The following is an 18,495-nucleotide window of genomic DNA, read 5'->3' on the forward strand; positions in this document are numbered from 1 at the left end:
CACCCCGCGCGTCGGGCGCGACGTCCGCGCGCCGGTAACCTGGGTCGGTGACCCTCCGGCTGTACGACAGCGCCACCCAGTCGGTGCGCGACTTCGTCCCCCTCGTCGAGGGCGAGGTCGGCATCTACCTGTGCGGTGCCACGGTGCAGGCGCCCCCGCACGTCGGGCACGTGCGCTCCGCCGTCGCGTTCGACGTGCTGGTCCGCTGGCTGCGCCGCAAGGGCGTGCGCGTCACGATGGTCCGCAACGTCACCGACATCGACGACAAGATCCTCGCCAAGGCCGCCGCCGCCGGGCGCGAGTGGTGGGCGTGGGCGCTGCTCAACGAGCGTGCGTTCACGTCCGCCTACGACGCGCTGGGCGTCCTGCCGCCCGACTACGAGCCGCGCGCGACGGGCCACGTCCCCGCGATGCTCGGGCTCCTCGACCGGCTGGTCGAGCGCGGCCACGCGTACGCCGCCGGCCCGGGGGACGTGTACTTCGACGTCCGCTCCTGGGCGGACTACGGCTCCCTGACCAACCAGCGCGTCGACGACATGACCGACGTCCCGGAGGACGCCGGCTCCGGCAAGCGCGACCCCCACGACTTCGCGCTCTGGAAGGCGCCCAAGCCCGGGGAGCCCGCCACGGCGTCCTGGGACACGCCCTACGGCCGCGGGCGCCCCGGCTGGCACCTCGAGTGCTCCGCGATGGCCCACCGGTACCTCGGAGAGGCGTTCGACATCCACGGCGGCGGGCTCGACCTGCGCTTCCCGCACCACGAGAACGAGCAGGCGCAGTCGCGCGCCGCGGGCTACCCGTTCGCCCGGTACTGGCTGCACAACGGCTGGGTGACGCAGGGCGGCGCCAAGATGAGCAAGTCGCTCGGCAACGGGCTGCTCGTCACCACGGTGCTCGAGAAGGCGCCCGCCGCCGTCGTCCGCTACGCGCTGACCGCCGTGCAGTACCGCTCGATGCTGGAGTGGACGGACGACACGCTCGCCGAGGCCGAGGCCACGTGGGAGCGCCTCGCGGGCTTCGTGCAGCGCGCCGCCGAGCGCGTCGGCGTCGCGTCGGCCGACGAGGTCGCGCACGTCGCGCTGCCCCCGGCGTTCGCCGCGGCGCTCGACGACGACCTCAACGTGCCGGCCGCGCTCGCGGTCGTCCACGAGACGCTGCGCGCCGGCAACAGCGCGCTCGCCGCCGGCGACGACGTGACCGCGCGGATGGCGGTGGTCGCGCTGCGTGGCATGCTCGACGTGCTGGGTCTCGACCCCGGCTCGCCGCAGTGGGGCACCGCCGCGGGCGACGGCCGCACCGCGCACGCCCTCGACGCCCTCGTGCGAGCCGAGCTCGACGCACGCGCCGCCGCACGTACCGCCCGTGACTGGGCGACCGCCGACGCCATCCGCGACCGCCTCACGGCCGCAGGCGTCGTCGTCGAAGACTCCCCGACGGGTGCGCGCTGGACCCTCGCCGCGCCCGCGACCGACAACCCGGAGGACTGATGGCCGGCAACTCCCAGCGCCGAGGCGCTACCCGCAAGCCCGGATCGAAGAAGGGCGCCCGCGTCGGCACGGGTGGTCACAGCCGCCGCGCGCTCGAGGGCAAGGGACCGACGCCGAAGGCCGAGGACCGCCCGTACCACGTGGCCCACAAGCGCAAGGTCGCCGCGGAGAAGGCGGAGGAGCGTCCCGGCACGTCGGGGCGTCCCTCGGCGCGCGCCGCGCGCGGCGCGTCCGGCTCCCGCGGGGGGCGGACCAGCTCGACCCACGAGATCGTCGGCGGCCGCAACTCCGTCGTCGAGGCGATGCGCGCCGGCATCCCCGTGTCGACCGTGTACCTCGCGTCGCGGCTCGAGGCGGACGACCGGACCCGCGAGATCGTCTCCACGGCCGCGGACGCGGGCTACCCGCTGCTCGAGGTGGGCCGCGCCGAGCTCGACCGGCTCACCGACGGCGGCGTGCACCAGGGCGTCGCCATCCAGGTGCCGCCGTACCAGTACCTCGAGCCGGACGACCTGCTCGACACCGCGGAGGCGTCGGGGACGGCGCCGCTGATCGTCGCGCTCGACGGGATCACCGACCCGCGCAACCTCGGTGCCGTGCTGCGCTCGGCCGGGGCGTTCGGCGCGCACGGCGTGCTCGTCCCCGAGCGCCGAGCGGCCGGGGTCACGGCGTCGGCGTGGAAGGTGTCGGCCGGTGCCGCCGCCCGGGTGCCCGTCGCGCGGGCCACGAACCTGACGCGCGCCCTGCAGGAGTACCGCCGGGCCGGCGTGTTCGTCGTCGGGCTCGACGCGGGCGGCGACGTGCCGCTCGGGGAGCTGCCGTTCGCGGCGGACCCGCTGGTCCTGGTCGTCGGGTCGGAGGGCAAGGGCCTGTCGCGGCTGGTCCGTGAGCAGTGCGACGCGATCGTGTCGATCCCGATCGCGTCCGCGGTCGAGTCCCTCAACGCCGGTGTCGCCGCCGGGATCGCGCTGTACGAGGTCGCGCGCCAGCGCGCGTGAGACGACGACGGCCGGGACCTGACAGGTCCCGGCCACGCCCCACCCCTTCCCGCGAGAGGTCAATCCAGCCACCCTGCCCGCGCGGGACTGGACCATCCTTCGGCGTGAGAGGGCGAACCAGCCTGTGCCGGCGCGAGACTGGATTGACCTCTCACCGCGAGAGGGTGATCCAGTCTTTGCCTGGGCGAGACTGGATTGACCTCTCACCGCGAGAGGGTGATCCAGTCTTTGCGTGGGCGAGACTGGATTGACCTCTCACCGCGAGAGGGGGAGCCGGCGCGCCCGGGGTGACTGGATCGTGCTCTCGCGGGTGAGGGTCAGCCGATCATCTGGTCCGGGTCGTAGTCGTCCTCGGACGGGGACGGGCCGCCGCCGTCACCGTCGCGCAGGTCCTCGGCGCGGGTGCCGAGGACGGCCTGCTCGTCGGGCCGCGTCGGCAGGATCGTCGCGACGTAGCTCGTCGCGACCTCGGGCATCGGGACGTCGCGGTGCTGCTGCTGCGAGAGGTACCAGCGGTGGTCGAGCAGCTCGTGGTAGATCTGCGCGGGCTCGAGCTTGCCGCGCAGCTCGCGCGGGACGCTGCGCACCGCGGGCTCGAAGACGTCGGTGAGCCAGTCGTGCGCGACGAACGCCTCGTCGTCGGCCTGCCGGTCGGTGGCGGCACGGAACTCGTCGAGGTCGTTGAGCAGCCGACGCGCCTGGTTCTCCTGCACGTCGAGCCCGGTCAGGCGCATGAGCCGGCGCGAGTGGTGGCCCGCGTCGACGACCTTCGGCTGGATGCGGACAGAGGTGCCGTCGAGGTCCGTGGTGATGTCGAGCTCGCCGACGTCGAACCCCAGGTCGTTGAGGCGGTCGATGCGCGCCTGGACGCGCCAGCGCTCGCCGAAGCCGAACGACTCGGTCTCCGTCAACGCGCGCCACAGCTCCTGGTAGCGCACGACGAGCGCCTCACCGATCGCCACGGCGTCCTCGGCCTCGTCGAGGAACTCCCCGGCCTGCAGGTCCATGAGCTCGCCGATGATGTTGACGCGCGCGACCTCGAGGTCGTAGCCGCGCTGACCGGGGGTGAGGCGGTCGTGCAGGTCGCCGGTCTCGGCGTCGACGAGGTACGCGGCGAAGGTCTCCGCGTCGCGGCGGAACAGCGTGTTGGACAGCGACACGTCACCCCAGTAGAAGCCCGCCAGGTGCAGGCGGACGAGCAGCACGGCCAGGGCGTCGATGAGGCGGGTCGCGGTGTCGGGACGCAGCGACTGGCTGAACAGCGCGCGGTACGGCAGCGAGAACTGCAGGTGCTGCGTGATGAGCACGGCCTCGAGCGGCTCGCCCTCGGGGGAGCGGCGACCGGTGATGACACCGACCGGCTCGACGCCCGGCACGTCGAGCTTGCGCAGCTGGCGCAGCAGCTCGTACTCGCGGTACGCGACGGTCTCGCCGATCTCCTTGATCGCGATGACGCGCCCGGACAGGCGCGCGAAGCGCACGACGTGCCGGCTGATGCCGCGCGGCAGGGCCGCCAGCGTCTCGGTGGGCCACTCCTCGAGCGGGACGTGCCACGGCAGGTCCAGGAGAGCGGGGTCCGGGTTGGCCGCCGTGATCTGCAGGCGCTGTGCCGTGCCGTTCATGGCTCGATCCTCTCAGGTGTCACGGGGTGGCCACGTCCCCGGACGCGCCGAGGCGGGCCCGGCACCGGCCGGGCCCGCCTCGACGTGCAGGGGTGCTGGGGTCAGCCGATGCGCTCGCCCGAGCCCGCGTGGAACAGGTGCTGCTCGTTCGGGCGGATGCGGACGTAGATGGTGCCGCCCTTCGGCGGGACCTGGCGCGGGTCGACGCGCACGATGATCTGCGCGTCGCCGGCGCCGGAGTGCACCGCCGAGGCCTGGCCGAAGTCGTTCGTCAGCGCGCCGTAGACGAACGCGTCCGAGCCGAGCTCCTCGACGATGTTGACGATGACCGGGAACGAGTCCGGCGTGCCCTGCGGCACGACGTCGAGCGCCTCGGGACGGAAGCCGACCGTGACGTGACCCTTGTCGTCCTCCGTCAGGCGGGTGACGGCGTCGCGCGGCAGCGCGAGACGCGACGAGCCGACCGACGCGGCGCCCTCGAGCACCGGGAACGTGCCGATGTTCATGGCCGGGGAGCCGATGAAGCCGGCGACGAACACGTTGGCCGGCGTGTCGTACATGTCACGCGGCGTGCCGACCTGCTGGAGGATGCCGTCCTTGAGGACCGCGATGCGGTCGCCCATGGTCAGGGCCTCGGTCTGGTCGTGCGTGACGTAGACCGTCGTGACGCCGAGGCGGCGCTGCAGCGACGCGATCTGCGTACGCGTCTGGACGCGGAGCTTGGCGTCGAGGTTCGACAGCGGCTCGTCCATGAGGAACACCTGGGGCGAACGCACGATGGCGCGGCCCATGGCGACGCGCTGACGCTGGCCACCGGAGAGGGCCTTCGGCTTGCGGTCGAGGTACTGGGACAGGTCGAGGATCTTGGCAGCCTCCTCGACGCGCTGGCGGATCTCCGCCTTCGGCGTGCCGGCGATCTTCAGGGCGAAGCCCATGTTGTCGGCGACCGTCATGTGCGGGTACAGCGCGTAGTTCTGGAACACCATCGCGATGTCGCGGTCCTTGGGCTGCACGTCGGTGACGTCGCGGTCACCGATGAGGATGCGGCCGGCGTTGACGTCCTCGAGACCTGCGAGCATGCGCAGGGAGGTCGACTTGCCGCAGCCCGAGGGGCCGACGAGGACGAGGAACTCGCCGTCCTCGATGTGGAGGTTGAGCGCGTCCACCGCGGGACGCTCGGTGCCCGGGTAGATCCGGGTCGCGTGGTCGAAAGTGACCGTAGCCATGGCTGTGTCATTCCCTTCACCGGCAGGTACGTGCCGGACGATCCGTCGTGAAGAGTGTCAACGCAGGCCCGCGGGAGCGGATCTGCTGAGCCCTGTGTCTCCGCTGACACGGAACGAGGGGGGTCCGTCGGACCTCCCCCGGTCGCGGCTCAGTATGTCACACGGGCTGCGGCGGGATTCCGGGACGCAGGTCGCAGGTGCGGCCCCGCGCGTGTGCCTCAGCCGAGCGCGTCGAGCAGGTGCGCGAGCGCCGCGACGGCCGCGGCGGGGTCCGCGACGCGGTACCGCGCGACGGTGTCGCCGGGGCCGACCTTGAGCGTCAGGTCGTCGGGGTCGAGGGCCGCGAACGCGTGCTCGTCCGTGACGTCGTCGCCGGCGTACAGCACGACGGGCGCGCCCAGCTCGCGGCGCAGCGCCTGCAGCGCCGTGCCCTTGTCGGCCGGCAGCACGGTCAGCTCCACGACGTCCTTGCCGTGCAGGGTCCCGACACCCAGCTCGGTGCCCAGCGCGAGCGCCTCCGCCTCCGCCGGGACCGCGTCCTTCGGCTCCGCGAGGCGCGTGTGCACGACGACGGCCGTCGGCTTCGACTCGACCCACACGCCGTCGCGCCCGCGCGCGACGGCCGCGGCCCGCGCCCCGAGCGCCGCGAGGCGGTCGGCCTGCTCGTGGGTCAGCTCCACGACGTCGCGGTCGAGCCCGAACTGCGTGACCCGGGCCCGCTCGGCGCCGTGGCTGCCGACGAGGTACGTCCCGGCCGGCACCTCGGCGAGCGCGTGCAGGTCGGCCATGGCGCGTCCCGAGACGAGGGCGAGCGCGACACCGTCGCGCCCGGCGAGGTCGGCCAGCACGCCGACGCCCGCGGGCAGGATGCGCGACGCCGCCGGGTCGTCCTGCAGCGGTGCGAGCGTGCCGTCGAAGTCGAGCGCCACGAGCAGCGGACGCGCGGCGGTGTCGCCCGCCACGGCCGTCAGCCGGTCGCGCAGGTCCGCGGGGACGGGGCCGTCAGCCACGGCCGTCCCTCACGGGCACCGCCGTCAGCGTGGCGAGGAACTCCTGCGACCACGCGGCGACGTCGTGACCGAGGACCCGTCGGCGCAGCCGGCGCATGCGCTTGCGGGCCTCCCGGGGCTCCATGTGCACGGCGTACGTGATGGCGTCCTTCATGCCGTCGATGTCGTGCGGGTTGACGAGCACCGCGCCCACGAGCTCGTCGGCCGCGCCCGTGAACTCGCTGAGCACCAGCGCCCCGCGCTCGTCGGAGCGTGCCGCGACGTACTCCTTGGCGACCAGGTTCATGCCGTCGCGCAGCGCGGTGACGAGCATGACGTCGGCGGCGAGATACAGCGCCGCCATCTCCTCCATCGGGAACGACTGGTGCAGGTACTGCACCGGTGCGTGCCCCACCTGCCCGTGGTCCCCGTTGATGCGGCCGACGAGCAGCTCGACGTCGTCGCGCAGCTGCTGGTAGGCGCCGACGTTCTCGCGGCTCGGGCTGGCGACCTGTACCAGCGTCGTCTCCGTGGCGGACAGGCGCCCGTCCTCGAGCAGCTCGCCGTACGCCTTGATCCGGTGGCGGATGCCCTTGGTGTAGTCGAGGCGGTCCACGCCCAGCAGCAGGTGCTCGGGGTCGCCGAGCTCGTGGCGGATCTGCGCGGCGCGCGCCTGCACCTCGGGCGTGCGGGCCAGCTGGTCGAACGCGTGCGAGTCGATCGAGATGGGGAAGGCCGCGGCGCGCACGTGGCGCTGCGCGGGCGTGCCCTCGTCGACCGTGATCATCTGCCCGCGCGTCGTCAGGTCCGTCAGGCGCCGCACGACGCGCACGAAGTTCGCCGCGTCCCCGCCGCGCTGGAAGCCGATGACGTCCGCCCCGAGCAGCCCTTCGACGACCTGCTTGCGCCACGGCAGCTGCGCGAAGATCTCCAGCGGGGGGAACGGGATGTGGTGGAAGTACCCGATGCGCAGGTCGGGCCGCAGCTCGCGCAGGTACGCCGGCACCAGCTGCAGCTGGTAGTCGTGCACCCAGACCGTCCCGCCGTGCGCCGTCTTCGCGGCCGCCGCCTGCGCGAACCGCTCGTTGACGCGCCGGTACGCGTCCCACCACTGCCGGTGGAACTGCGGGGGCGCGATGACGTCGTGGTACAGCGGCCACAGGGTGTCGTTCGAGAAGCCCTCGTAGTACCGCTCCACGTCGGACTCGGTGAGCATGACGGGCACGAGCTCCGTGCCGTCGACGTCGAACGGCTCGAGCTCCAGACCGGGGGACCCGCCCCAGCCGACCCAGGCCCCCTCGGCCTTGGACATCACCGGCGCGAGCGCGGTGACGAGGCCGCCGGGCGAGCGTGTCCAGCTCGGCTCGCCCGCCTCGTCCAGGGTCACGTCGACAGGAAGGCGGTTCGCGACGACGACCAGGTCGTGGCCGTCGTGCGGTGCGTCGATGGGCACCAGTTCTCAACTCCTCGCAGGTTTCGCCCTTCGACCCTAGTCGTCCCACGGGTGACACGCTCGGGCAACGAGGGACCGCGTCGCGGGCACCGGACCGGCTAGGTTGCCGGACATGGAGCGGATCGGTCTGACGCCGGGGTCGGAGATCGGGGGGTACACCGTCGTCGCGCCGCTGGGCTCCGGGGGCATGGGGACCGTGTACCGGGCGGTCGACGGCGGCGGGGACGCCGTGGCGCTCAAGCTGCTGCACCCGCACGTCGGGTCCGACGCGGTCGTGCGCACCCGGCTCATGCGCGAGGTCGCCGCGCTGCAGCGCCTGCGGCACCCCGCGGTCGCGGCGGTGCTGGACGCGGAGGCCGACTCGACGGAGGCCTTCCTCGTCACCGAGCTCGTCGCCGGGGACACGCTGACCGAGCACGTGCGCGAGCGCGGCACGCTCGACGCGGCCGACCTGCTGACCCTCGCCGAAGGCCTGCGCTCCGCGCTCGCGGCCGTCCACGCGGCAGGCGTCGTGCACCGGGACCTCAAGCCGTCCAACGTGCTGGTCACCGACGACGGCCCCGTGCTGATCGACTTCGGCCTCGCGCAGGGCGTCGACGACGACGCCGACCTGACGTCCGCCGGCTTCGTCCTGGGCACCCCGGGCTACCTCGCGCCCGAGCTGCTCGACGGGTGCGAGCCCAGCCCCGCCACCGACCTGTGGGGCTGGGCGGCGCTGCTCGCCTTCGCCGCGACGGGCCGCGACCCCTTCGGCTCCCGCCCGCTCGAGGCGGTGCTCGCCCGGGCGCGGTCCGGCGAGGTGGACCTCGAGGGCGTCGGGCCGCTGACCGCCGCTGCCATCGCCGGCGCGCTGCGCCCCGACCCGACCGAGCGGACGGATCCCGAGGACGTCGTCGCGGCGCTGCGGACCGTCGCGGCGGAGGGCGACCTGCCGGTGGGCGCGGCGGCGACGCTCGTGCTCGAGGGCGGGGGAGCGTTCGGTGCGGCCGCAGCCGCCGCGGGGGTCGCAGGTGCCGCGGCGGGTGCCGGGCCCGCCGGCGGCACGGACGAGGACGACGCCGACGGTGAGGACCCGGACGGCGAGGACGTGGACGGCGAGGACGACGTCGACCTCGACGGCGAGGACGTGGACGACGAGGCGCTCGACGAGGACGTGGACGACGACGCCCTCGACGACGAGGACGTGGACGACGACGCCCTCGACGACGAGGACGACGAGGCGCTCGACGACGACGGGGCGGGTGCGGACGAGGAGGACCTCGACGACGACGCCCTCGACGACGACGCCCTCGACGACGGGTGGGAGGAGGACGAGCTCGCCACCGAGGCGGTCGCGCGCCCGCTCTCGCCGCAGGACTCGCTGCGGACGGTCGCCGTGGGCACGTCCGCGGCGGCCGCCGCCGTCGCCCCGCCGCCCGTCGTCGCACCGGCGGAGGCCCCGGTGCGGGACGGGCACACCGTCGCCGTCCCGGTGCGCCGCGCGACCCCGCCCGTCCCGCCGCCGCCTCCCGCGGACCTCGACGAGGAGGAGGGCGACCTCGACGACCCGGACGGCGTCGACTGGCTCGAGGACGACCTCGAGCGCTCCGAGGTCCCCGACGACGAGGGCTCGGGGTACGTCCGTCCCCCCGCACGCCGCCGCTGGGGGTCGATGCTCGCGATCGGTCTCGTGGTCGCGCTCGCGGGCATGCTCCACCCCGCCCTCACCCTGGCCGTCGTGCTCGTGCTCGTCGTCGTCGTGCGGACCGTCGGGGCCACGGTCGAGGCGATGCACACCCGCCGCGAGCGCCGTGGTGTGCGCCGGTCGGACGTGCTGGTGGCGTGGACGTCGACCCCCTGGTACCTGCTCCGCTCGGTGCTCGCCGTGCTGCCGGCCCTCCTCGTGGGCGGTGCCGTGGCCCTCATCGCCGGCGGCCTGGGCTGGTGGGCGATGGGGTCGGGGCGCTGGGAGATCGACGGGTCCCCGCCCGGCAGCGAGCCGCGCGGGGTCCCGGCCGTGTTCGTCGTCGGTGCGCTCGTGCTCGTCGTGGTCGTGTTCCTCTGGTGGGGTCCGCTGTCGCGGATGACGCGCACCGGTGCACGCCGCACGCTCGCCGCGGTGGCGCCGGGCCCCGTCGGTGCGCTCGTGGTCGTGGTGCTCGCGCTGGTCGGTGCCGTTCTGCTGGCCAACGCCCTGCTCGGGGGGGCGCCGATCACGTGGTGGCCGCTGCCCACGCCGACGCTCCCCGTGCCCTGACCCTCGCGGTCACCCGCGCGTGCCCTGTCCCGGCCGAGCGTGACCCCGTGCGCGGGTGCCCCTACCCTTGTCGCGTGCGTGCGACATGGACGGAGCGGGCCACGGGCCCCGTCGGCCGGCGCGCCCACCTCCTGGGCGCGCTCGGTGCGCTGCTCGCGCTCGCGTCCGTGGTGATCGGCGTGCAGGGTCGTGTCCTGCTGCACCAGTGCGTGGTGGCCGAGGGCCCGCTCGCCGCGCTCGGGCTGCGGATGGCCGTGCTGCGGTCGGCGTCCGAGTGCCCGGACGGGACGCTCGGGCTGGGTGCGGCCTCGCACGGCGCGGTCCTGCTGCTGAGCGTCGCGGTCCCCGTCGTCGCCACCCACGTGCTGCTCGCGGCCTGCGGGCTCGGCCTGGGTGTCGCGGCGCGCAGGGCCGCGGGCGTCGTCCGTGAGCTGCTCGCCTCGCGCCTCGTGCCCGCGGTGGCCGTGCCGGTGCCGGTGCTGACGGCCCGGCCGGCCGCGCCGACGTCGCTGGTGGCCGTGCTCGTGCGGCACGACCGCGGCCACGACCCGGCACGGCCGCGCCGGGGTCCGCCGCGCTGACGCGCGTCCCCGCGCAGCCGCCCGCATCCCCCGCCGGTCCCGGACCGGCCCTCGACCCAGGAGCACCCATGCCCACGAACGACCCCCGACCCACCAAGACCCAGCGGCGCGAGGACGCGCGCGCCAAGGCGCTCGCGATGCGCCAGGAGCAGGAGCGCAAGGCCAAGCGGACCCGGATGCTCGCGATCGGCGGGCTGCTCGCCGCCGTCCTGGTGCTCGCCGGCGTCATCTTCGCGATCGTCCGGCAGGGCCAGGCCAACGCCGAGGCGTACGGCGACGTCGTCTACGCCGGCGGAGCCCAGGAGGCCGTCGCGCCGTCCTTGGAGGACGTGGAGGCGCCGGCCGCGGCCGACGCCACCGGCGGCATCCCGATCAGTGCCGCGGGCGTCGGCGAGGCCGGCGGCGAGGACGACGTCGTCGTCGAGGTCTACTTCGACTTCATGTGCCCGTGGTGCGGCAAGTTCGACGCCGCCAACGCCGGTGAGCTCGAGGCCCTCGCGGCCGACGAGGGCGTGACGGTCGTCTACAAGAACATCGCGTTCCTCGACGGCAACTCGCAGGGCACGTTCTACTCGACGCGCGCCGCCAACGCGGCCGCCACGGTGGCCGCCGAGGCGCCCGAGCTCTACACCGACTTCGTCACCGCCCTGTACGCGAACCAGCCCGCCGAGGGCACCGAAGGGCTGAAGGACGCGAAGATCGCCGAGATCGCCACCGAGGTCGGCGTGCCGCAGGACGTCGTCGACACGTTCACCGAGACGGTCGACGGGACGTTCGAGGTCGGGTCCGGTGACGCGACCGAGTCGCGTGACGGCACGTGGCGTCGCTACGCGCCGTTCGTCGCGGCGACCACGCAGCAGGCGGGCGAGGACCTCGGTGGTCTGAGCACCCCGACCGTCCTCATCGACGGCGAGAAGTGGGAGGGCGACCTGTACACCCCCGGCCCGCTCACGCAGGCGGTCCTGGGGGCTGTCGCCGCCAAGGGCTGACCCGACGCGCCCCGGGCGCCCGTCCCCGAGCGGGACGGGCGCCCGCGGGCCGCACGGCCGGTAACCTGGCCGCCTCGCCTCCTTAGCTCAGCTGGCCAGAGCAGCTGTCTTGTAAACAGCAGGTCGTCGGTTCGAATCCGACAGGGGGCTCCACCTGCAGCGCCGGCCCGCAGGCCGCGCCCGCTCCTGATCGGACATTCAGGTGTTGACGGGCGGAACGGCAGTTCCCTAGCATTCCCTCACCACCCGGTTTTATCGATACAGCCAACGGCGGCTGTCGGGGCGCGGACCGGCTCGCGAGGCCGCAGGCGCGGCGGGCGGCGGTGCGCCGGCGACCATCGCCGGCGCGTTCTGGGGGAAGAGGAATCGATGGCGATGACTCAAGCAGGCTCAGGAGGTCCGGCCGCGCGCTGGACCGCGATCGTCGCGGCGGCGGCGGCCACAGGGGCGGGGGTCCTGGCCGTGGTGCCTGGCGCCGCTGCCGACCCGGGCGACGCGCCCGCGCCGGACCCGTGGGTGTCCGTGGCCGACGGCTACCACCGGGTCACGGTGCCGCAGGCCGCGGCTCACGAGATCATCGGCGGGACGCCCGCGCGGCTCGAGCTCGAGGGGAACATCGGACCGAACGGGACCTGGGCGCGTCTTGCGATGGACCCGAGCGGCGACACGTACCCAGGTGGCTTCGGCCCGCTCGCGCCCGGGCTCTACGTGTACGAGTACACGGCGACCATGCCGGACCTGTCCCAGGTCAGGTTCAAGGAGCCGAGCAGCCCGGTGGCGGTGACGTCGCACCCCACGTGGAACACGATCTTCGTCCCCGGCGAGTCCGTGCAGTGGATGAGCGACCTGCCCGCCGGCGGCGCCGTCGCGCCCATGACGTACGACAGCGACGTCACCGGCGGCGAGCGGTCCGCACTGGTGTGGACGCCGCCGGGCTACGACGCCGACCGCGCCGAGGCGTACCCCGTCCTGTACCTGCTCGCCGACGAGGCGCAGACCGCGCAGGAGTGGGCCGAGCTCGGCCGCGCCCCGCAGATCCTCGACAACCTCGCCGCCGAGGGCGCGCTCGAGCCGATGGTCGTCGTCATGGCCGACGTCGACGTCGACGACCCGGTCTCCGAGCTCGTCGACAACCTGGTCGTCGCCAGCCGCGAGCGGCTCAACGTGACGGACCGGCCCGCGCACCAGGCGGTCGCGGGCATCGGCACCGGTGCCACGACCGCGCTGCAGGCGCTCGTGGCCGGGCCGGGGGAGTTCGCGGCCGTCGGCTCGTTCTCGGGTGCGCTCGACACCCCGATCGACGCGGCCACCGCCCAGGAGATCGACGAGGGCACGGATCTGCTGCGGCTCTACGTCGGCAACGAGCTCGACCCCGCCCACAACGACACGTACGACCTGGTGCAGCGGTTCGCCGCGGCCGGTGTCGACGTCGAGGTCGACGGCGTCAACCCCGAGTCGGGCGGCACGTGGGACTCGTGGCGCGAGAACCTGCGGGACTTCGCGTCCCGCGCGTTCCGCGGGTCGGACGGCGCGCCGTCGCCCGGGCACCGCCCGCTCGACGGCCGCTACACCCCGCCCGCGGTGGGCTCGGTGGACCGGCCGCACGTCGACGAGAACGGCATCGTCACCTTCGAGACGGGGACCCAGTGGGCCGACGCCCGCGAGGTCACCGTCTGGGCGAACTGGGCGCCGAACGGCGCCTGGTTCCGGGTCCCGATGACCAAGGTCGGCGACCGGTGGCGGGTCACCGTCGGGCCGCTGGACGGCTACTACTACTACCGGTACGTCGTCGACGGGGTGGACCACAAGGACCCCGCCGACACCGAGACGACGCTCACCGGCGTGACGCCGCTGTTCGTCCCCGGGGAGACGGACCACATGTACGCCGACGCGCCCGTCGGTGAGCGTGGACGCGTCTCGACGCTCGCGTACGACAGCGCCGTCGCCGGTGAGGAGCGCAAGGCGCTGGTGTGGACGCCGCCCGGCTACGACGCCGACCGCGCCGAGCCGTACCCGGTGCTCTACCTCAACCACGGCGGCGGACAGAGCTACGGCGACTGGATCGAGACCGGTCGGGCCGCCCAGATCCTCGACAACCACTACCGCCAGGGCGCGATCGTCCCCATGGTGGTCGTCATGGGCAACGGCAACGTGCCCGACTTCCAGGCCGAGCTCTTCGACAACCTCATGCCGGCCGTCGACGGGGCGTACCACGTGTCGTCCGAGCCCTCGCGAAGGGCCATGGCCGGCTTGTCCATGGGCGCCATGAACACGCTGTCGACGTGGTTCGCGCGGCCCGGGGAGTTCGCGTACGTCGGGGCGTTCAGCGGGTTCCTCTTCAGCTACCCGCCGACGGACGTCGCCGCGATGAACGCCGGGACGAAGCTGGCGCGCATCTACACCGGTGACACCACCGACTTCACGTACAGCTTCACGATGGGGCTCGTCGACGTGCTGAAGGAGCGCGGCATCGAGCACGAGTTCGCCGGGGTGACCGTCGGCCCGCACGGGTTCGACACCTGGATGCAGAACCTCGTCGACTTCCTGCCGCGCATCTTCCGGCCGGAGACGTCGGCGGGCATCCCCATCGAGGCGACCGTCGCGGAGGCGGAGAACGGCGTGCTCGCGCTGACGGTGGCCGACCACGGGCCGGCCGTCGTGCTCTCGCGGGCGACGAACGTCGGCGACCGGCTGCGCTCGGCCGGTGAGCTGCCGACCGTCACGGTCACCGACTCGCGGTCGGTGTCCCAGGCGGGCGCCTCCGGGTGGGCGGTCACGGGCCAGGGCTACCGGTTCACCTCCGGCGTCGGCTCCTTCGGGGCCGACCGCCTCGGCTGGACGCCGCGCCTCGGCACCCAGCGCGAAGGGCTGGCGGCGGGCGGCCCGGTGTCGACGTCGATGAGCGCAGGGACAGGGCTCGCGGTCCCGGCCACGCTCGCCTCGGCGAACGCGCGGGGGCGCTTCGGGTCGGCCCCGGTGGGGGCGGACCTCGTCCTCGACGTGCCCGTCGACACCGCGCCCGGCACGTACACCGGGACGCTCACGCTGTCCCTGTTCCCGGTCGACTGACCGGACCGGAGCGACCGCGTCGTGGCCGACCGGACCGGCCGGCCACGACGCGGGGGGACGACATGACGACGACGAGACGCGCGCGCGTGGCCGCGGCCGCGGTGACGGCCGCCGCCGTGCTCGGTGCCGCGGTGACGTGGACGGCGCCCGCCCACGCCGGTCCGCCGCTCGCCCTGGCGACCGACCCGGCGGCGGCCGACCCGGCGGCGGCCGACCCGGCGGCGGCCCCGGCCGGCACGCCGGGAGGGGTCACCTGGTCGGTCGAGCCGGCCGACGCGGCCGGCCCCGACGGCCGGGTGTCCCTGCGGCACGTCGTGGACCCCGGCGGGGCGGTGTCCGACCACGTGACGGTCCGCAACTTCAGCGACCGGGCGGCGAGCTTCACGCTCTACCCGCACGACGGGGTCGTCAACGAGGAGGGGGCGTTCGACGTGCTGCCGGGCGACGAGCCCGTCACCCGCGCGGGCGCCTGGATCACGCTGGGGACGGTCGCCGGCGCGCAGGTCGTCGGCGACGGGCGGCTCCTGCTCGAGGTCCCGGCCGCGTCGGCCGTGGTCGTGCCCCTCGAGGTCGCCGTGCCCGACGACGCGACGCCCGGCGACCACGCCGCGGGCGTCGTGGCCGAGCTGGCACCGGCCGACGGCCAGGCCGTGCGGGTGGCCTCCCGTGTCGGCGTCCGCCTCCACCTGCGGGTGTCCGGTGACGTCGTCGCGTCCCTCGTGCCGCGCGACGTGCGGGCGACCTGGCGGCCCTCGTGGAACCCGTTCGCCCGTGGCACCGTACGGGTCACCTACGTCGTCGGGAACGCGGGCAACGTCCGCCTCGGCGCGGGCACCCGCACGACGCTCGGCGGGCCGTTCGGCGTGGGCGGGTCCGCCGCCGCGACGGAGGACGTGCGCGAGATCCTGCCCGGCGGGTCGACGACCGTGACCGCGGACCTCGCGGCGTGGCCGCTGGTCCGCTCGGCGGGTCGCGTCGAGGTCGTCCCCGCGACGGTCGGCCAGGACCGGGTCGACGTCCCGCTGCCGGTCGCGCGGGCGTCGTACGCGGCGTGGACGCTGCCCTGGGCACAGCTCGCCCTGGTGCTCCTCGTGGGCGGCGGTGCGGTGCTCGTGCGCTGGTGGCGGCGGCGCGCGGCCGCGGGGGTGCAGGCGCGGATCGACGCCGCCGTGGCCCGGGCGCTCGTGGACGGTCGGGGCGGGGTCGACGCGGTCGACGCGGCCGACGGGCTCCCCGTGGGCGGCGCCGGCGGTGCGGCCACCGCGACACGCCCGCCGGATCGCCCGACGATCTGAGGGACTGCCGCCGCTCGTGGGGCGGGGTCGTCCGTCTGGTCGGGACCATGGTCCTCCGTACCCCACATCTGGTGGTCGATGCTCCTGCGTGCACCACATGTTGTGGATGCGACGGGAGGAGCAGTCAGATGGCAGTCGAGGCGGCCGCAGCAGCCGGCACACCCCAGGACCACGTGGGCCTGCTCGTCCGCAAGCGCGACGGCCGCACGCTGTCGTTCGACGCCGGGCGCATCCGGGCCGCGCTCGCCAAGGGGTTCGTCGAGGTCCACGGCGACCTCGACCCGCTGGCCGAGCTGACCATCGCCGACCTCGTGGAGCGCGCCGTCACCGAGCTGGAGCAGCGCTTCACGGGCGAGGTGCGGATCTACGAGATCCAGAACGTCGTCGAGCACACCCTGCTCGAGTCCGGCCAGTACGACGTGGCCCAGGCGTACATCGACTACCGGGTGCAGCGCGACCTCGCGCGCAGCAAGGCCCAGGACATCAACCACTCCATCGGCCAGCTCATCGGCAAGGACCGGTCGGTCGTCCACGAGAACGCCAACAAGGACAGCGACGTCTTCAACACCCAGCGCGACCTGACGGCGGGCGCGGTCAGCAAGGCGATCGGCCTGCGGATGCTCCCGCCGCACGTCGCGAACGCGCACACCAAGGGCGACATCCACTACCACGACCTCGACTACAGCCCCTACGCGCCGATGACGAACTGCTGCCTCATCGACTTCGCGACGATGCTCGGCCAGGGGTTCTGCATCGGCAACGCCGAGGTCGAGCCGCCCCGCTCGATCCAGACGGCCACGGCACAGATCACGCAGATCATCGCGAACGTGTCCTCGAGCCAGTACGGCGGCTGCTCGGTGAACAGGATCGACGAGCTGCTCGCGCCCTACGCACGGCTGAACCACGAGAAGCACCTGGCCGACGCGCAGCGCTGGCTCGTCGACCCCGCGCTGCGCGAGGACTACGCGCGGGAGAAGACCTGCAAGGACATCCACGACGCCATGCAGAGCCTCGAGTACGAGATCAACACGCTGTTCACGTCCAACGGGCAGACGCCGTTCACGTCCGTGGGCTTCGGCCTGGGGACCGGGTGGCTGGAGCGGGAGATCCAGCGGGCGATCCTGCGCATCCGCATCGAGGGGCTGGGCAGCCAGAAGCGCACGGCGATCTTCCCCAAGCTCATCTTCACGCTGCGGCGGGGGGTGAACCTCGAGGCGCAGGACCCGAACTACGACATCAAGCAGCTCGCCGTGGCGTGCGCGACGAGGCGCATGTACCCCGACGTGCTCAGCTACGACAAGATCGTGGAGATCACGGGCAGCTTCAAGCTGCCCATGGGCTGCCGCTCGTTCCTGCCCGCCTGGACCGACGAGGACGGGCGGGACGTCGTCGACGGGCGCATGAACCTCGGTGTCGTCACGCTCAACGTGCCGCGTGTCGCACTCGAGGCGAACGGTGACCAGGAGGTGTTCTGGCGGCTGCTGGAGGAGCGTCTGGAGACCGTGCACGACGCGCTGGTGTACCGCGTCGAGCGGTGCAAGCAGGCGGTGCCGGCCAACGCGCCGATCCTCTACGTGCACGGGGCGTTCGGGCGTCGGCTGCGGCTCGACGAGCCGGTCGACGCACTGTTCCGCGACGGGCGGGCGACGGTCTCGCTGGGGTACATCGGCCTGTACGAGGCGGCGGCCGCGTTCTTCGGCGGCGCGTGGGAGTCGAACCCCGAGGCCAAGGAGTTCACCCTGCGCGTGCTGCGGACCCTGGCGGACCACGCCCAGGCCTGGACCGCGGAGCACGGCTACCGGTTCTCCGTCTACTCGACGCCCAGCGAGAGCCTGACCGACCGGTTCTGCCGCCTCGACACGCGCAAGTTCGGCGTCGTGCCCGACATCACCGACAAGGACTACTACACCAACAGCTTCCACTACGACGTGCGCAAGAGCCCCACGCCGTTCGAGAAGCTCGACTTCGAGAAGGACTACGCCCCGCTGACGTCGGGCGGGTTCATCCACTACTGCGAGTACCCCGTGCTGCAGCAGAACCCCAAGGCGCTCGAGGCCGTGTGGGACTACGCCTACGACCGGGTGGGCTACCTGGGCACCAACACGCCCATCGACCACTGCCTGGCGTGCGACTTCCGCGGGGACTTCGACCCGACCGAGAACGGGTTCTCCTGCCCGCGGTGCGGCAACACGGACCCGGCGACGTGCGACGTCGTCAAGCGCACGTGCGGGTACCTGGGCAATCCCATGGTCCGTCAGTGGGTCCACGGCCGCTCAGAAGAACTCAAGAGCCGCGTCAAGCACATGGCGTCGTCGGATCCGGATACAATTGTTCAGTGAAATCGCCTGTCGCGGGCGGACGGCCCCGGGAATGTGTTCGGTGTGGTTCATCATTCGCGCCTCGGTCGCTGACGGCGACAACGTGCTCCCCTGCCTGCAGAACGGCTCGACAGCGGGAGGCGACGCAGCGGTGGCGGGGCCGGCAGCCGCCGAGCCCTCCTGGTCGCCGAACCTGCGTCGCGTGCTCGGCGCCGTTCGAGTCGGTGCGGTT

General features: G+C 73.6%; 12 protein-coding genes and 1 tRNA gene. 9 read left to right on the forward strand and 4 right to left on the reverse strand.

Annotated elements, in window-relative coordinates; translation table 11 throughout:
- Positions 1-47 precede the first annotated feature (47 nt).
- Complete coding sequence (cysS, locus tag NP075_RS03405; protein ID WP_227566500.1) at positions 48-1,487, forward strand: cysteine--tRNA ligase; 1,440 nt, start codon at positions 48-50, stop codon at positions 1,485-1,487.
- Positions 1,487-2,485, forward strand: a complete 999-nt coding sequence (gene rlmB / locus NP075_RS03410) for a 23S rRNA (guanosine(2251)-2'-O)-methyltransferase RlmB (RefSeq protein ID WP_227566501.1) — start codon at positions 1,487-1,489, stop codon at positions 2,483-2,485. The genes cysS and rlmB overlap by 1 nt, the downstream gene beginning before the upstream one ends.
- Before the next feature lie 317 nt (positions 2,486-2,802).
- Here rlmB and NP075_RS03415 read toward each other — a convergent pair whose 3' ends face one another.
- The 4 genes from NP075_RS03415 to NP075_RS03430 all read right to left on the reverse strand — a co-directional run bounded on the left by NP075_RS03415 (position 2,803) and on the right by NP075_RS03430 (position 7,775).
- Positions 2,803-4,107: a DUF4032 domain-containing protein gene (locus tag NP075_RS03415; RefSeq protein ID WP_227566502.1), complete on the reverse strand. Its 1,305-nt coding sequence runs from the start codon at positions 4,105-4,107 to the stop codon at positions 2,803-2,805.
- 101 nt (positions 4,108-4,208) lie between these two features.
- Positions 4,209-5,333: an ABC transporter ATP-binding protein gene (locus NP075_RS03420; protein WP_227566503.1), complete on the reverse strand. Its 1,125-nt coding sequence runs from the start codon at positions 5,331-5,333 to the stop codon at positions 4,209-4,211.
- A 218-nt stretch (positions 5,334-5,551) separates the two neighbouring features.
- Positions 5,552-6,343 carry a trehalose-phosphatase gene (otsB, locus tag NP075_RS03425; RefSeq protein ID WP_227566504.1) on the reverse strand — a complete coding sequence of 264 codons (792 nt, stop codon included), beginning with the start codon at positions 6,341-6,343 and terminating at the stop codon, positions 5,552-5,554.
- Entirely contained in the window at positions 6,336-7,775 is a 1,440-nt protein-coding gene (locus NP075_RS03430) for an alpha,alpha-trehalose-phosphate synthase (UDP-forming) (protein WP_227566505.1), read from the reverse strand. Before NP075_RS03430 ends, otsB begins: the two co-directional genes overlap by 8 nt.
- A gap of 112 nt (positions 7,776-7,887) precedes the next feature.
- Here NP075_RS03430 and NP075_RS03435 point away from each other — a divergent pair, with 112 nt between their 5' ends.
- The 7 genes from NP075_RS03435 (at position 7,888) to nrdD (ending at position 18,284) form a co-directional block, all read left to right on the forward strand.
- Entirely contained in the window at positions 7,888-10,011 is a 2,124-nt protein-coding gene (locus NP075_RS03435) for a serine/threonine-protein kinase (protein WP_227566506.1), read from the forward strand.
- A 74-nt stretch (positions 10,012-10,085) separates the two neighbouring features.
- Positions 10,086-10,592 (forward strand): hypothetical protein, encoded by a 507-nt coding sequence (locus tag NP075_RS03440; RefSeq protein WP_227566507.1) that lies wholly within the window; start codon positions 10,086-10,088, stop codon positions 10,590-10,592.
- A 68-nt stretch (positions 10,593-10,660) separates the two neighbouring features.
- On the forward strand, positions 10,661-11,581 hold the full coding sequence (locus NP075_RS03445) for a DsbA family protein (protein ID WP_227566508.1): 921 nt from the start codon (positions 10,661-10,663) through the stop codon (positions 11,579-11,581).
- A gap of 76 nt (positions 11,582-11,657) precedes the next feature.
- A tRNA-Thr gene (locus NP075_RS03450) sits at positions 11,658-11,734 on the forward strand.
- Between the two features lie 216 nt (positions 11,735-11,950).
- On the forward strand, positions 11,951-14,650 hold the full coding sequence (locus tag NP075_RS03455) for an alpha/beta hydrolase (RefSeq protein WP_227566509.1): 2,700 nt from the start codon (positions 11,951-11,953) through the stop codon (positions 14,648-14,650).
- A gap of 62 nt (positions 14,651-14,712) precedes the next feature.
- Positions 14,713-15,945 (forward strand): DUF916 domain-containing protein, encoded by a 1,233-nt coding sequence (locus NP075_RS03460; RefSeq protein ID WP_256791467.1) that lies wholly within the window; start codon positions 14,713-14,715, stop codon positions 15,943-15,945.
- 128 nt (positions 15,946-16,073) lie between these two features.
- The gene (gene nrdD / locus NP075_RS03465; protein ID WP_227563867.1) at positions 16,074-18,284 is read left to right on the forward strand and encodes an anaerobic ribonucleoside-triphosphate reductase; all 2,211 of its coding nucleotides are present in this window, start codon (positions 16,074-16,076) and stop codon (positions 18,282-18,284) included.
- Positions 18,285-18,495: the final 211 nt, after the last annotated feature.

The sequence above is a fragment of the Cellulomonas wangsupingiae genome, from assembly GCF_024508275.1.
Lineage (GTDB): Bacteria > Actinomycetota > Actinomycetes > Actinomycetales > Cellulomonadaceae > Cellulomonas > Cellulomonas wangsupingiae.

Bases quoted from the DNA above. Each gene is read 5' to 3' on its own strand.
- NP075_RS03445 (WP_227566508.1), top strand. From the start codon at position 10,661: ATGCCCACGAACGACCCCCGACCCACCAAGACCCAGCGGCGCGAGGAC.
- NP075_RS03415 (WP_227566502.1), bottom strand. From the start codon at position 4,107: ATGAACGGCACGGCACAGCGCCTGCAGATCACGGCGGCCAACCCGGAC.
- NP075_RS03420 (WP_227566503.1), bottom strand. From the start codon at position 5,333: ATGGCTACGGTCACTTTCGACCACGCGACCCGGATCTACCCGGGCACC.
- NP075_RS03435 (WP_227566506.1), top strand. From the start codon at position 7,888: ATGGAGCGGATCGGTCTGACGCCGGGGTCGGAGATCGGGGGGTACACC.
- rlmB (WP_227566501.1), top strand. From the start codon at position 1,487: ATGGCCGGCAACTCCCAGCGCCGAGGCGCTACCCGCAAGCCCGGATCG.
- NP075_RS03460 (WP_256791467.1), top strand. From the start codon at position 14,713: ATGACGACGACGAGACGCGCGCGCGTGGCCGCGGCCGCGGTGACGGCC.
- NP075_RS03455 (WP_227566509.1), top strand. From the start codon at position 11,951: ATGGCGATGACTCAAGCAGGCTCAGGAGGTCCGGCCGCGCGCTGGACC.
- nrdD (WP_227563867.1), top strand. From the start codon at position 16,074: ATGGCAGTCGAGGCGGCCGCAGCAGCCGGCACACCCCAGGACCACGTG.